General features: G+C 69.4%; 12 protein-coding genes. 7 read left to right on the plus strand and 5 right to left on the minus strand.

Going from position 1 to position 14,246, the window contains the following annotated elements:
• Positions 1–23 precede the first annotated feature (23 nt).
• The 7 genes from ELQ90_RS03465 (at position 24) to ELQ90_RS03495 (ending at position 9,031) form a co-directional block, all read left to right on the plus strand.
• Positions 24–1,124: a LacI family DNA-binding transcriptional regulator gene (locus ELQ90_RS03465; protein ID WP_128493845.1), complete on the plus strand. Its 1,101-nt coding sequence runs from the start codon at positions 24–26 to the stop codon at positions 1,122–1,124.
• A gap of 304 nt (positions 1,125–1,428) precedes the next feature.
• On the plus strand, positions 1,429–3,123 hold the full coding sequence (locus ELQ90_RS03470; protein ID WP_243695980.1) for an ABC transporter substrate-binding protein: 1,695 nt from the start codon (positions 1,429–1,431) through the stop codon (positions 3,121–3,123).
• Positions 3,120–4,100, plus strand: a complete 981-nt coding sequence (locus ELQ90_RS03475) for an ABC transporter permease (protein ID WP_128493846.1) — start codon at positions 3,120–3,122, stop codon at positions 4,098–4,100. The genes ELQ90_RS03470 and ELQ90_RS03475 overlap by 4 nt, the downstream gene beginning before the upstream one ends.
• Positions 4,097–5,029, plus strand: coding sequence for an ABC transporter permease (locus ELQ90_RS03480; RefSeq protein WP_128493847.1), 933 nt, complete (start codon positions 4,097–4,099; stop codon positions 5,027–5,029). Before ELQ90_RS03475 ends, ELQ90_RS03480 begins: the two co-directional genes overlap by 4 nt.
• A 59-nt stretch (positions 5,030–5,088) precedes the next feature.
• A complete protein-coding gene (locus tag ELQ90_RS03485; RefSeq protein ID WP_128493848.1) occupies positions 5,089–6,813 on the plus strand; it encodes an ABC transporter ATP-binding protein in 1,725 nt (574 codons plus the stop codon).
• A 176-nt stretch (positions 6,814–6,989) separates the two neighbouring features.
• The gene (locus tag ELQ90_RS03490; RefSeq protein ID WP_166408801.1) at positions 6,990–7,811 is read left to right on the plus strand and encodes an alpha/beta fold hydrolase; all 822 of its coding nucleotides are present in this window, start codon (positions 6,990–6,992) and stop codon (positions 7,809–7,811) included.
• A gap of 38 nt (positions 7,812–7,849) precedes the next feature.
• Positions 7,850–9,031 (plus strand): glycoside hydrolase family 1 protein, encoded by a 1,182-nt coding sequence (locus ELQ90_RS03495; protein WP_128493850.1) that lies wholly within the window; start codon positions 7,850–7,852, stop codon positions 9,029–9,031.
• A gap of 68 nt (positions 9,032–9,099) precedes the next feature.
• Here the strand turns inward: ELQ90_RS03495 and ELQ90_RS03500 are convergent, their stop codons facing one another.
• The 5 genes from ELQ90_RS03500 to ELQ90_RS03520 all read right to left on the minus strand — a co-directional run bounded on the left by ELQ90_RS03500 (position 9,100) and on the right by ELQ90_RS03520 (position 14,091).
• Entirely contained in the window at positions 9,100–9,750 is a 651-nt protein-coding gene (locus tag ELQ90_RS03500; protein WP_243695981.1) for a response regulator transcription factor, read from the minus strand.
• 101 nt (positions 9,751–9,851) lie between these two features.
• On the minus strand, positions 9,852–11,225 hold the full coding sequence (locus ELQ90_RS03505) for a sensor histidine kinase (RefSeq protein ID WP_128493851.1): 1,374 nt from the start codon (positions 11,223–11,225) through the stop codon (positions 9,852–9,854).
• 196 nt (positions 11,226–11,421) lie between these two features.
• Positions 11,422–13,275: an MOSC domain-containing protein gene (locus ELQ90_RS03510; RefSeq protein ID WP_128493852.1), complete on the minus strand. Its 1,854-nt coding sequence runs from the start codon at positions 13,273–13,275 to the stop codon at positions 11,422–11,424.
• Positions 13,268–13,912 carry a Fic/DOC family protein gene (locus tag ELQ90_RS03515; protein ID WP_128493853.1) on the minus strand — a complete coding sequence of 215 codons (645 nt, stop codon included), beginning with the start codon at positions 13,910–13,912 and terminating at the stop codon, positions 13,268–13,270. Before ELQ90_RS03515 ends, ELQ90_RS03510 begins: the two co-directional genes overlap by 8 nt.
• Positions 13,909–14,091, minus strand: a complete 183-nt coding sequence (locus ELQ90_RS03520; RefSeq protein ID WP_128493854.1) for an antitoxin VbhA family protein — start codon at positions 14,089–14,091, stop codon at positions 13,909–13,911. The genes ELQ90_RS03515 and ELQ90_RS03520 overlap by 4 nt, the downstream gene beginning before the upstream one ends.
• Between the last annotated feature and the right edge of the window lie 155 nt (positions 14,092–14,246).

Consider the following 14,246-nt stretch of genomic DNA (forward strand, 5'->3'; position numbering starts at 1 on the left):
ACGCGACGGAGGGGGACGGTGCGATGAGCGCGAAGGCCCCGACGGTGTACGACGTCGCGGAGCACGCGGGAGTGTCGATCGCGACGGTGTCGCGCGTTCTGCGCCGCCCCGCCGACGTCCGCGAGGCGACACGCGAGCGCGTCCTCGCGTCCGTGCGCGCCCTCGGCTACGTCCCGAGCGCGAGCGCACGCGGTCTGGCTGCCCGCCGCACGGGTGTCGTCGGCCTCTTCTTTCCGGACTTCGACGCGATGCGCGAGACGACGTCGTTCGTCCCCGACCGGAGCGGAACCGTTCCCGTCGTGCGCGACCACGCGTCGGACGACGACGGCGCGGCCGGCTCCGACCTCCTCTACTTCGACGAGGTGCTCCGCGGCGCCGAGATCGAGGCGTGGCGGAACGGCTTCGTCCTGCTCGTCGGGGTCGGTCGCGGGGCCGATTCGCACACGATCGTGTCGGACATCGCCGGTCGGGTCGACGGTCTCGCCGTCCTCGCCGGGAGCGTGCCGGACGAGATGCTCGAGCACATCGCGCGCCGGATCCCCGTCGTCCTGATCGCGGGTCCTCGTCGCGACGACGACTTCGACCATGTGAGCGTCGACAACCGTGCCGGCATGCGCGCGCTCGTCGAGCACGTCTTCGCCGCGCGCGAGGCAGACGGCATGCTCTACATCCGCGGCAGCATCGAGACGCCCGACGACATCGAGCGCTACGAGGGCTTCCAGGACGCGATCGCCGCGCATCCGATCGAGACACGGCCGGGCGTGAGTGTCGTGAGCGCGGAGTTCTCGCGCGACCGGGCGCGCGACGTCGCCACGTCGCTCGTCTCCTCCGGTCACATCCCCGATGCGATCGTCTGCGCGAACGACCAGATGGCGCTCGGCGTGCTCGACGCGTTGCAGGCGCACGGGATCGCGGTCCCCGGTCGGGTCCTCGTGGCGGGCTTCGACGGCATCGACGCCGGGCGACACTCGGTTCCTCGCCTCACGACGGTGCGTCAGCCGATGGAGGATCTCGGGCGCGCGGCGGTACACGTGCTCTCCGGCCGACTCGGCGACCCGTCGCAGCCGCCCGTGACGCTCCGACTGCCGGTGAGTGTTCTCGTCCGGGAGAGCACCGCCCCCTGAAAGTGCTACACCCGCACGAGGGCGCCACGTGCACCTGGCGCCCTCGTTGCGAAGCGAGCGCCTTCGAGCGAGTCGTCAGTGGTACCGACCGCCCCCAACCGGTTCGTGGGTCGCGATGTGAGGGCTCTAGTTCGGTGTCGAGGGCGGTATCCACAATTGGCGCCCTCGTGCGGGTGTAGCCCTTTGGTGGTTGCGGAAAAGGATGTATGCGCATACAGTGGGGTCATCCACGGACGGATCCCCGTCCGGCGCAGCGCAGCCCCCGGACTGCCTCGTGACGACGACGACATGAGGATTCGACACCGTGTCACTCACTTCTCCCACCGCTCGGCCCGAGCGGACCCCCCGACGCCGTGCCCGGCGAGCGCTCTCGGCGCTGGCCGTCGGCGCGGCCGCGATGCTCGTGGCGACCGGCTGCAGCATCCAGGTCACGTCGCAACCGGATCCGACGATCCCCGACGACACGATGCTCATCAACGCCGACCGCGGCAACCCGCTCTTCGACCGCAACTTCAACCCGTACCTCACCAACACCCGCACGGCGTCGCGGTGGATGTACGAGCCGCTCATCATGATCAATCCGCTCGACAACGAGCAGACGCCGTGGCTCGCGACCGAGTGGTCCCTGCCCGACGCCGACACGATCGAGATGACGATCCGCGACGACGCCGAGTGGAGCGACGGTGAGCCACTCACCGCCGACGACGTCGCCTTCACGTTCGAGATGCTCGAGGAGTTCCCGGCGATCGACATCAAGGGCGCGTGGCAACACATCGAGTCGATCGAGGTCGAGGGCGACACGATCACGTTCGAGCTCCTCACCGACGACGTCCCGGCGCTCACGATCATCGGCGCGACGTACATCGTGCCGGAGCACATCTGGTCCGACGTCGAGGACCCGAGCACGTGGCGCAACGAGGACCCCATCGGGTCCGGCCCCTTCACGCTCGGCAACTACAACCAGCAGCAGTACTCGATGGACAAGAACGAGGACTACTGGCAGGCCGACTCGATCGAGATCCAGCACCTCATCCTCCCCGCCACGAACACGCAGCTCGACACCGTCACACGCGGCTACGACTGGGCGTACTCCTTCATCTCCGACGTCGAGGGCACGTGGGGAGCCGCGAGCGACAGCAACAGATTCTGGTTCCCGCCGATCGGGATCATCGGGCTCATGCCCAACCACGAGGTCGCGCCGTTCGACGACGTGCACGTGCGCCGCGGCATCTCCCTCGCTCTCGAGCGGGGAGCGATCGCCGACTCCGCGTCCGAGGGCTACATGGAACCGGCGGGTCAGACGGGCCTCATCCTCCCCAACCAGGAGGACCAGCTCGACCCGAGCATCCCCGACGGCGGCATGATCGAGCAGGACACGGACGCCGCCCTCGCGGAGTTCGAGCAGGCGGGCTACACGCTCGAGGGCGACCGGCTCGTCGGCGCTGACGGCGAGCAGTTCTCCTTCTCGCTCACGAGCGCGAACGGCTACTCCGACTGGACCCGCGCGGCGCAGGAGGTGCAGCGCCAGCTCCGCGGCGTCGGCATCGAGGTGAAGCTGAGCCTGCCGCAGCCCGCCGGTTACCAGCAGGCGATCTCCAACGGCGACTTCGAGGTCGCACTCGGCGGGATGGGCGGCGGCTACGTCTACCAGGCGTACAACAGCCTGTTGTCGAGCGAGTTCTACGTGCCCGTCGGCGAGACGACGGCGAACAACTTCGCCCGCTACCGGAACCCCGAGGCCGACGAGCTGCTCGCCGAGCTCAAGGCGACGCCCGACCCCGAGAGGCAGCTCGAACTGAGCCACGCGCTGCAGAACATCGTCTACGACGACCTGCCCGTCATCGGGATGTACTACGGCGGCTCGTGGGGGCTCTTCAACGACGCCAAGTTCACGGGCTGGCCGAGCGAAGAGGACCCCTACATGGCCCCGCAGAACTACGACTCCGCGCCGCTGATGATCTTCACGCGCCTGAAGCTCGCGAACGGAGACGACCAGTGAAGTACATCGCCGGAAAGCTCGGCCTCTTCGTCCTGACGCTGTGGGCGGCCGTCACGCTCAACTTCTTCCTCCCGCGCCTCATGCCGGGTTCCCCCGCGGACGCCGCAATCGCGAAGCTCTCGCAGAACGGCCCCGTGACCGAGGCGACGCGCGCCGCGATCGAGGCCCAGCTGGGTGTCCCGGACGGGAGCCTGTGGGAGCAGTACGTCTCGTACCTGCGCCAGGTGGTGACGCTCGACTTCGGCGTCTCGTACACCTTCTACCCGCAGACGGTGTCGAGCATGGTGAGCACGGCGCTGCCGTACACGATCATCCTCGTCGGCATCGTCACGATCGTCGCCTTCATCCTCGGAACGCTCATCGGCGTCGCCGCCGCGTGGAAGCGGGGCACGTGGCTCGACGCGCTCCCGACGCTCGGCGGCAGCTTCATGAGCACCTTCCCTTACTTCTGGACCGCGCTCCTGCTGCTCTTCTTCGCCGGCTACGTGCTGCACTGGTTCCCGACGACGGGCGCCTACTCGGCCACGACGACCCCGGCGTTCACGCCGGCGTTCATCGGGGACGCGCTCCTCCACGCTGCCCTCCCGGCGCTCACGATCCTCGTGACGAGCCTCGGCGGCTGGATCATCGGCATGCGCAACGCGATGATCAACACGCTCGGCGACGACTACGTGACCTTCGCCGAGGCGAACGGACTCCGTGGCGGCACGGTCGCCGTCCGCTACGCCGCCCGCAATGCGATCCTCCCCAACCTCACGGGCTTCGGTCTCGCGCTCGGCGGTGTCGTCGGCGGGTCGATCCTCGTCGAGCAGGTGTTCGGATACCCGGGCATCGGGTACCTGCTGTTCAACGCGGTGATCGGGCAGGACTACCCGCTCATGCAGGCCCTCTTCCTGATGATCACGGTGAGCGTGCTCGTCGCCAACTTCCTCGTCGACATCCTGTACGGCGCACTCGACCCAAGGACCCGCCGATGACTTCAACGCAGAACGTCAGAATCCCCGCCGAGGGCGCAGCGGACGGGGCCGTCGCGGCGCCGAGCCGGTGGCGCTCCTTCGGCCGCACGCTCGGAGTGGTGTGGTCGAACGGCAAGGCGCGCGTCGGCATCGTCATCCTCGCGCTGTTCGTGCTCGTCGCGGTCTTCGCGCCGCTCCTCGCTCCATACGACCCGAAGGACACGTCCTTCGAGCGCAACCTCGACGCGAACGGCGCCCACTGGCTCGGCACGACGGCGGCGGGGGAGGACGTGCTCAGCCAGCTCATCTTCGGCGCGCAGATCTCGATCCTCGTCGGCCTCGCCGCCGGTGTGCTCTCGACGCTCATCGCCGTCGCGATCGGGCTCAGCTGGGGCTACCTCAAAGGACTCTCGAGCGAGGTCGTCGGCTTCATCGTCAACCTCTTCCTCGTGATCCCGGGCCTCCCGCTCATGATCGTCATCGCGGCCTACCTGCAGAACGGCGGCATCCTCATGATCATCGCCGTGATCGTCGTGACGGGCTGGGCGTGGGGTGCTCGCGTGCTCCGCAGCCAGACCCAGTCGCTCCGCAGCCGCGACTTCGTGACGGCTGCCCAGTTCTCCGGTGAGCGCGCCCCGCGCATCGTCTTCCGCGAGATCCTCCCGAACATGACGTCGCTCATCGTCGGCAGCCTCTTCGGGGCGGCGACGGCCGCGATCCTCGCCGAGGCGGGGCTCGAGTTCCTCGGCCTCGGCGACTCGAGCATCGTCAGCTGGGGCACGATGCTCTACTGGGCGCAGAACTCGAACGCGCTCCTCACCGGCCAGTGGGCGCTCCTGTTCGCCCCCGGTCTCTGCATCGCGCTGCTCGCGCTCAGCCTCACGCTCATCAACTTCGGAGTCGACGCCGTGAGCAATCCGCGCCTCCGCGAAGGGAAGGCCAAGAAGTGACCTCCACCGACAATACGGTCCCTGAGCCTCTCGGTGCTTCGGCACATTCGACAGGCTCAGTGCAGGCAACCTCAGCAACCGACAACGTGCTCCTCGACGTGCGGGACCTCTCCGTCATCTACGAGAGCCCCGGGGCCGCGCCCGTGCAAGCGGTCGACCACGTGAGCTTCAGCCTCCGGCGCGGCGAGTTCGTCGGGCTCGTCGGCGAATCGGGCTCGGGCAAGTCGACCCTCGGTTTCGCGCTCACGCGACTTCAGAAGCCGCCGGCCCGTACGAACGGCGGCAACATCGTCTTCGACGGCTCCGACATCCGCGAACTCGACACCGAGGCGCTGCGCAGGCAGCGCCAGGGCGGCTTCGCCATGGTGCTCCAGTCCGGCATGAACGCGCTCAACCCCGTGCGCACCATCCGCAACCACTTCATGGACATCTTCCGCGCGCACGGTCACGTCGCGGCGGCCGACCGCGAGGCGCGTGCCGCCGAGCTCGTGCGCAAGGTCGAGCTCGACCCGTCGGTCCTCGCGAGTTATCCCGGCGAGCTCTCCGGCGGGATGCGGCAGCGCGTCTCCATCGCGCTCGCGCTCTCGCTCGAGCCGCAGCTCATGGTCTTCGACGAGCCGACGACGGCGCTCGACGTGCTCGTGCAGCACGCCGTCATGGACACCATCCAGGCGTTGCAGCAGTCGGAGGGATTCACGGCCATCCTCATCAGCCACGACCTCGGCATCGTGCTCGAGGCGACGCAGCGCGTCCTCGTCATGCACGAGGGCCGCATCGTCGAGGACGGCTCGAGCCGCGACATCCTCGAACGGCCGCGGGACGAGTACACCCGCATGCTCCTCAGCCACTACGCCGACCCGCGCGCCGAGGTCGTGGAGCTGCCGGGCTTCCCCGATCGGCAGTCCCGCGCGGCGTCCGGAAGGACTCGAGCGGAGTCCGCGACGAGCGAACCGACCGTCGTGACCCGCAGCGTCCGTTCCGCCGACTCGGCGATCGTGGTCGATCACGTCTCGAAGGTGTACCCGCCGCCGCGGCGCGGCGAGAAGCCGGTCCGGGCACTCGACGACGTCTCGTTCACGCTCGAGCCCGGGCAGTCGCTCGCCCTCGTCGGCGCGTCCGGAAGCGGCAAGTCGACGCTCGCGAAGCTCGTCACGGGGATCGAGCGGCCGACGGAGGGAGCCGTGCGCTTCGGTGACGTCGACGTCACACGGCTGCGGGCGAAGGGGCTGCGTGATCTGCGCAGCAACGTGCAGATGGTCTTCCAGGACCCGTACGCCGCGCTCAACCCCCTGCACACCGTCGAGTACACGCTGTCGCGGCCGATCCGCAACATGACGGACCTCCGCGGCGACGAGGCGCGAGCGCGACTCCACGAGCTGCTCGAGACTGTCGGCCTCACGCCGACCGAGACCTTCGCCCAGAAGCTGCCGCACCAGTTGTCCGGCGGTCAGCGGCAGCGCGTCGTCATCGCGCGCGCTCTCGCGAGCGACCCGCAGGTCCTCATCGCCGACGAGCCCGTCTCGATGCTCGACGTGTCGTTGAGGGCCGGTGTGCTCGCGCTCCTCGAGGATCTGCGTGAGAAATGGGGGGTGAGCCTGCTCTACATCACCCACGACCTCCTGAGCGCGCGACTCGTGACCGACGACATCATGGTGCTCCACGACGGCCGGGTCGTCGAACGCGGCGTCACGGCAGACGTGCTCCGGAACCCGCAGGACGACTACACGGTCCGTCTGCTCGATGCCGTGCCGAACCCGCGCCGTCTCCGGGGGGACGTCGCGTGACCGAGGACATGTCGGCGCTTCCGGATTCTCCGGCCTCTCCATGCGACCCCTCCCTCCCCGGGTTGTCGCAGATCGGCGATGATTCTGCGGAGAACCGCCGATCTGCGACAACCCAAGGGGAGAGGTCGGGCGACTCGCCCTGTGGGACGCCGATCCCGCACTTCGGCGGGCTGCCGATGCGACCGGGGAGCGAGGCGGTCGCGCTCGAGCTGCCCGTCGGGCGGTTGACCGCGCTGCGCGCGCACCCGACCGGTGCCGCTCGCGGCGTCGTGCTCTGGGTGCCCGGCTTCACCGGCTCGAAGGAGGACGCGCACGAGATCCTCCCGCGCCTCGCCGACACCGGTTGGGACGCGTGGTCGTACAGCCAGCGCGGCCAGGCCGACTCGGCACAACCCGTCGACGACGACTACTCGCTCGACGCGCTCGCGGGAGACGCCGTCGCGGTCGCTCGCCTCGTGGGCGGCGGCGCACCCGTGCACCTCATCGGGCACAGCCTCGGCGGAGTGGTCGCCCGGGCGGCCGTCGTCAGCGACCCGTCGGCGTTCACGAGCGTCACGCTCCTGTGCAGCGGCCCGAAGGGCTGGCCCGGTCGCCACGACGCGACGACCGAGACGGTCGCGCAAGCGGGCAGCATCGGCCTCTGGGAACGGGACAACCCCGAGAAGGTCGACGCGACCGACGAGGAGATCGGCGCCTTCGAGGCGTTCTTCCGACATCGCGCAGCGGCGACGGCCGATCAGAACCTCCTCCAGGGTGCCTCGATCCTGCGTTCGGAGGACGACACGACCGACGCGCTGCGCGAGACCGCCGTCCCGGTGCTCGTTGCCCACGGCGAGCACGACGACAAGTGGCCGATCGACTGGCAGCGGGACATGGCGGAGCGCCTCGGCGCCCGCTACGTCGTCATTCCCGGAGGCGCGCACTCCCCCCAGGCCGAGGCGCCGGAGGCGACCCTCGAGGCCCTCGACTCCTTCTTCTCCTCGCTCGCCGTCAACTGACCCTGTTTCCCTCAGAGCCCGACAACCGAAAGTCATCCATGTCCCAGTACCTCCAGTTCCCCGACGGCTTCCTCTGGGGTGCCGCCACCGCCGCGCACCAGGTCGAGGGCGGCAACGTCTCGAACGACTGGTGGCTCAAGGAGCACGCGCCCGGCACGACGATCGTCGAGCCGTCCGGCGACGCCGTCGACCACTACCACCGCTACCGCGAGGACATGAAGCTCCTCGCCGACGCCGGTCTCACGTCGTACCGCTTCAGCATCGAGTGGGCGCGCATCGAGCCGGAGCGCGGTTTCATCTCGCGCGCGGCGATCGACCACTACCGCCGGATGGTCGACGCGGCGATCGAGGTCGATCTCGAGCCGGTGGTCTCGCTCCTCCACTTCACGGTCCCTCGGTGGATGTTCGAAGCCGGCTTCTGGCGGAACCCCGAAGCGCCCGAGCTGTTCGAGCGCTTCGTCGAGACGGCCATCCCGATCGTCTCCGATGGGGTCCGGTACGTGTGCACCATCAACGAACCGAACATCGCCGCGATGCTCGCGGGAGGGGAGGACGCGGCCAACCTCGTCGCGTTCGGTCTCCCGAACCCCGACCTCGGCGTCGCGGACGCTCTCCTCGACTCCCACACCCGGGCGCGGTCGGTGCTGTCGCAGTTGCCACAGATCCGGTCGGGGTGGACGGTCGCGACGCAGGCGTTCCACTCCACGGGCGAGCCGGGAGCGGACGAGAAGCTCCGTGAGTACGGGTACCCGCGCGACGACTGGTACCTCGAGGCCGCGCGTGGCGATGATTTCGTGGGCGTGCAGGCGTACACGCGGACGTACATCGGTCCGGAGGGGCCCCTGCCGGTCTCCGACGACGTCGAGACGACACTCACGGGCTGGGAGTTCTTCCCTCCGGCGCTCGAGCTCGGCGTGCGGAGCGCGTGGGAACTGACCGGCGGCGTCCCCGTCCTCGTGACGGAGAACGGGATCGCGACGAGTGACGACACCCGCAGGGTCGCCTACACCGACGGCGCGCTCCGAGGCCTCCACGCGGCGATGGCCGACGGAATCGACGTGCGCGGGTACCTGCACTGGAGCGCGCTCGACAACTACGAGTGGGCGTCCGGGTTCCGTCCGACGTTCGGCCTCATCGGCGTCGACCGCTCGACGTTCGAGCGCCACCCGAAGCCGAGCCTCGCGTGGCTCGGTGAGGTCGCCCGCCGCAACGCCCTCTAGGACATTGATTTGGCGATGGTGCGCGTCGTTACGCGCACCATCGCCAAATTGATGGGGGGAGAGGGGGGTCAGCGCTGGAGGTAGGCGATGACCGCGAGGACGCGGCGGTGGTCGCTTCCGGAGTCCTCGAGGCCCAGCTTCTGGAAGATCGACGTGACGTGCTTCTCGACGGCACCTGTACCGACGAACAGGGCGGCGGCGATCGCCTGGTTCGTCCGGCCATGCGCCATGAGCTCGAGCACGTCGCGTTCGCGCTCGGTGAGCGAGTCGAGCGGATCGCGGCGCCGACCGAGGAGCTGCGACACGACCTCGGGATCCAGCACGGTCCCGCCGTCCGCGATTCGTTCGATCGCCGACTCGAGCTCGCTGAGCGAGGAGACGCGGTCCTTGAGCAGATAGCCGACGCCGCCGTTCCCGCTCCCGAGCAATTCGCGCGCGTACTGCCCCTCGACGTACTGCGACAGCAGCAGGATCCCGACGGACGGATGCTCGGCGCGGACGCGCAATGCAGCGGTGACGCCTTCGTCACGGAAGGTGGGCGGCATCCGGACGTCGAGCAGCACGATGTCCGCCTCCGTGTCGGCGAGCAGCGCGTGCAACTCGTCGCCGGACCCGGCCGCACCGACGACACGATGCCCGGCCTCGTCGATGAGCCGCACGAGTCCCTCGCGCAGCAACACCGAGTCGTCGACGACGATGACCCGCAGTTCCCGCTTCACACCCCCACCCTCCCACACCTGAAAATCCCTTCTGTGCACGAGTTTTCGTGCACAGAAGGGATTTTCAGGGGGGGGGGGGGGCAGGCAGGGGTTCGGGGGAGTCAAGCGGGGAGGGGGAGGGTGGCGGTGACGGTCGTGGGGCCGCCGGTCGGGCTCCACACGTCGAGGCGGCCGCCGACGCCGCGGGTCCGTTCGTCGAGTCCCGCGAGACCGTGGCCCTCCACCGGTCGGGCGCCGCCGCGGCCGTCGTCCCCGATCACGAGTCGCAGCCAGCGGCTCCCGGCGGCGCCGGGAACGACCTCGAGGGTGATGGACGACCGCCGGGCGCCGGCGTGCTTGGCGACGTTCGCCGCCGCTTCGCTCGCGACGAAGTACGCCGCCCGCTGCACCTCGTCGGGCACGACGATCTCGGCCGGCAGGTACGCGCGTACCTCCGTCGGAACGGTGCTGCGCGAGGCGAGCGAATCGAGAGCCGCGACGAGTCCGCGGTCGAGCAGGATGGGCGGCGCGAAGCCCCGAGACAAGGCGCGCAACTCGTCGAGAGCCTCCCGCGACTGGCCGGCGGCCTCCGCGAGGAGGGCGCGAGCACGCTCGGGGTCGGTGTCGAGCTGACGCTCGGCGGCCGCGATGTCCATCTGCAGGCGCACGAGGCGCTGCTGCGGTCCGTCATGGATGTCGCGCTCGAGGCGACGGAGGGCGGCGCCCTCTGCCGCGGCGGCCGCGGTCCGGGTGGCCTGAACCTCCGCGACACGCTCCTCGAGGTCCTCGCTGCGGAACCGCGCGAGCATGAGCTTCGCGATCCCGTAGTGGGCGAGGGTGAGTCCGCGGAGCACGAACGGCAGCGTCACGAGCAGGATCACGCCCACGACGACGTTGAGCACCATGTCGAGCGCCTGCCCCCCGAGCGCAGGAGTGAGCCCGGGCCAGACGACAGAGCTGAGCCCTTCGTTCCGCTCGTCGGAGTCGAGCCACCACGGGAACGTCCATGCGAGCGCACCGCCGAGGCCACCGAATACCCAGCTGATCGTGACACCCCACGTGAGGGTTCCGACGATCGGATTGACGATCGCGGTGTGGATCAGATGCAGCCATGAGTGGGCGTCGGCGAAGGGGCGGAAGAAGGTGCGCCAGAATCCCTCGGCCGGCCGGTTCGGCCACCTCGGGGCCTCGATCTCCGGCATTCCCGCTGCCTTCAGCCGCATCAACTCCAACGAACCGAAGGCACGAGCGACGTAGAGGGTGGCGAAGAGGACGAACACTCCGAGGTAGATGACGATCGTGCCGACGCCCAGGGCGAAGAGCGTGACCGCAATGATGTTGCCGAGGATGACGATCGGAAGGTTCGGCAGCAGGAAGCCGAGCTCCCGGGGGACCGCTCGCCACAGCCTGCCGTAGGTGGTGAACGGGCGTTCACCGGGATGTCCGTCGTGGGGTGGGGCGGGTGGTGCCGCGTCGGTGATCGTTTCGGTGCTCATGGCGGTTCTCCTCGGTTCACGGCGGCCGAGCGGGATGCCTGTTCGGGACGACGGAGCACGTCCATCATCCCGGAAACGAGCGGCTCGACGGGGATGACTCCAGCCTCCCGCGAGGGACGACCGCCCCCAATCCGGCCCACTCCCCGACCGATCGGGGGTTAGCCCCCGGCCCCTCGGAACCGCGACGAGCGGATCGTCAGGCGTCGAGTTCGACGTCGCTCGTCGGCGCGGAGCAGCAGACGAGAACGGAGCCGACGGGCGGCGGCACGAGGGGGTCGACGAGGTACTCGACCGTGCCGCTGCGGAGTCCGCGGACGCACGTGCCGCACGCCCCGACCCGGCATCCGCTCGGCCAGTCCTGGCCGACGCCCTCCATCGCGTCGAGGATCGAACCGGACCGGGGTCGCCACTGCGTCTCCGCCGTACCCGCACGGACGCGGTGCGGCCCTGTCGTCGAGGGTTCACGCGGCGCCGTGAGCTCGGCCGTCGTCGGGGAGTAGAACACCTCGGCGTGCACGTGTCGAGCCGGGACACCCGCGCCCGTGAGCGCGGAGCGGACCTCCGCCGTGAACAGCGCGGGACCGCACACGAAGGCGTCGACGGCCGCCGGGTCGAGGCCCTCGATGGTCGCGAGCACGTCGCGGGCCGTCGGACGCCCGGTGCGGGCATCGACGTACGACGCGTCCGGCGCGGCCGTGGCGGCGGCCCGAGTGAGGTGCAACCCGAGCGACGCGTCCGCAAGGCGAGAGCACGACTCCGCCACCTCTTCCCAGAGCGCGAGGTCCGCCGCCGTCCGCTCGACATGGAGGACGCGGACGCGACGTGACGAGCGCGCATCCGCGAGACCCCGGAGCATCGCGGCCGTCGGAGTGATGCCCGACCCGGCGCTCACGAGCACGACGTCACGTTCGTCCGCTCGGTCGAGGGTCACGTCACCGAAGGGGCCGGTGATCACGAGGGGATCCCCTCGCTCGAGTCGCTCGTGCATCGCCGAGGAGATGCGCCCATCGCGGCGAACCGTGATGCGGGCACGTCCCGGAGCTGTCGCCGAGATCGTGTACGAGCGCCAATTCGGCGCATCCTCGCCGGCGAGATGGACGCGGAGGTGCTGACCGGGCCGGGCGTCGCCGAGGAGGCCGGTCGGGTCCGCGACCCAGTAGCTGACGGAGCGGGCGCCCGACTGCTCGCGCTCGACGACACGGCCCGTGCGCGGCCAGCCCGGTTCGCCGTCGAGGATGGAGGGCGTCGACGTCGTGTCTTCGAGAACCTCCGTGTCGCCGACGACCTCGAGGGCGTCGCCCGCACGGACGGTGCCGCCCGAGACGACGCGGGCGTAGACGCCGCAGTACATGTGCCCGTAGCGACTCGCGAGCAGCGCGGGCACGTTGAGATTCGACACTCCGGCGACGGGATCGATCGTCGTCGCGCGGCAGCGGTCGGTCGGCTGGAAGAACTCGAGCACCGCGTCCCCGACACGCACCCGACGGCCGAGAAGGTCGAGCTCGCCCCACGCGGGCAGGCCCTCGAGCAGCACGTTGCCGCGGAACCGACGCGGGTCGACCGTCGCTCCGGCCTCTCCCTCGAGCGCCGCGACGGTCGCGAGGTTGATGAACGAGAGGTGTGCGTCGGGCCAGTCCCAGAGCCCGGCGACGCCCGTGCGGATGAGTCGGACGGGGCCCGCGGGACCGGCATCCAGAGCGCCCCGGAGCAGAGCGGTCACGGCGAACGCGTGATCGGTGGCCTCGTCGACGGGAGCGCTCGCCGAGCGGCCGTCCGGAGCGGTCAGCGTGAGGACGGGTGCGTCACCCTCGGCCGCGTCGAGCGCGACGCCGAACCGTACGATCTCCTCGTAGCGTGCGACGTGGAAGTACGCCTCGCGCGAGTTCCATGCGGCCGGCGACTCGACGCGCACGCGCCCGTTCTCGATTGCGTGACTCCGGTCCCATCGCAGCCCGCTGCCGGGCCGGAGCGCGACGTCTCCCTCTGCGACTACGCCGGGCAGCCCCTTCACCGGGTACCGGACGATCGACGCGATCCGCGGCTCAGCCATGGCTCGATCCGTTGAGGACTATCCGCGCGAAGATGATCCGGAGCGGTTCCAGGTCGGATTCGTTCCTCGCGGTATGGCAAGCCGCATGGAGTTCCTCGCGGTCAGTGCCGGACCAGTCGATTCCCCGCCCCGACACCTCCAGGAGATCCGAGAAAAATTCACGCTGCGCCCGGCCGTTGCCCTCTCGGAAAGGGTGAGCGAAGTTGAGGTAATCGTAGAGATAGGCCACTTCGGCGGCCACGTCGACTCCTTCTACTGAGCGGAGAAAATCGATCTCTCGGATGCGGGCGGCGACATGTCCGACCGGACGGACGATGTCCGCGGGCGGCATGAACGACTCTCCATCGCCTTTCGCCAGTCCGACGGTCCGAAGCCGCCCCGCCCACTCGTAGACGTCCTGGAACAGATGGTGGTGAATCCGTTGGAGATGCGCGAGATCGAACGTTCGCTTCACAAGGCCAGGGCGCTCATGCATTTCGAGCAGACGAAACTCAACGAGGTCGTTCTCGGCATCACGTAGTGCCTCAACCGAGGTCGCCCCGATGAGGTTCCGAAGCACCGGTGATCCGGGTTCCGCGAAATATCCGTCCCATCGAGCCTCGGCGTCGCCGTCCTCCCAGGGGCGAGGGTCAGTCACGCGATGCCGTAACGGGCCTTGACTCTCTCGCCGAGTTGATCGACGTCGATCTCCCCTCGAACATAGGCGTCCTGATCCCGTCTCGTCGCGTCGGTGCTCCGTGCGCCCTCGAGTTCGGATGTCCGTCGTACGGTGAGTACGGATCGTTCGCGTCGACCGCTGTTTTCGATGTGCGTCATGGATGCCCCCTTCTTCGGCCGATTCTACGCGGCAGCACCGACACCCTGCGGTGGCGCGGCGCATCCCTCGATAGCCGCAGCGCCGTACGTCCTTCTCTTCCCTGAAAAACCCCGTGGTGCACGAGCTTCGAGCACGGAAGGGATTCTCAGGAGGG

Source organism: Labedella phragmitis, assembly GCF_004078635.1.
In the GTDB taxonomy this organism is placed as follows: Bacteria; Actinomycetota; Actinomycetes; order Actinomycetales; family Microbacteriaceae; genus Labedella; species Labedella phragmitis.

What these genes read in the sequence shown, in the direction of transcription:
- ELQ90_RS03520 (WP_128493854.1), bottom strand. Translation starts at nt 14,091, where the DNA reads ATGACGCACATCGAAAACAGCGGTCGACGCGAACGATCCGTACTCACC.
- ELQ90_RS03465 (WP_128493845.1), top strand. Translation starts at nt 24, where the DNA reads ATGAGCGCGAAGGCCCCGACGGTGTACGACGTCGCGGAGCACGCGGGA.
- ELQ90_RS03505 (WP_128493851.1), bottom strand. Translation starts at nt 11,225, where the DNA reads ATGAGCACCGAAACGATCACCGACGCGGCACCACCCGCCCCACCCCAC.
- ELQ90_RS03495 (WP_128493850.1), top strand. Translation starts at nt 7,850, where the DNA reads ATGTCCCAGTACCTCCAGTTCCCCGACGGCTTCCTCTGGGGTGCCGCC.
- ELQ90_RS03480 (WP_128493847.1), top strand. Translation starts at nt 4,097, where the DNA reads ATGACTTCAACGCAGAACGTCAGAATCCCCGCCGAGGGCGCAGCGGAC.
- ELQ90_RS03510 (WP_128493852.1), bottom strand. Translation starts at nt 13,275, where the DNA reads ATGGCTGAGCCGCGGATCGCGTCGATCGTCCGGTACCCGGTGAAGGGG.
- ELQ90_RS03490 (WP_166408801.1), top strand. Translation starts at nt 6,990, where the DNA reads ATGCGACCGGGGAGCGAGGCGGTCGCGCTCGAGCTGCCCGTCGGGCGG.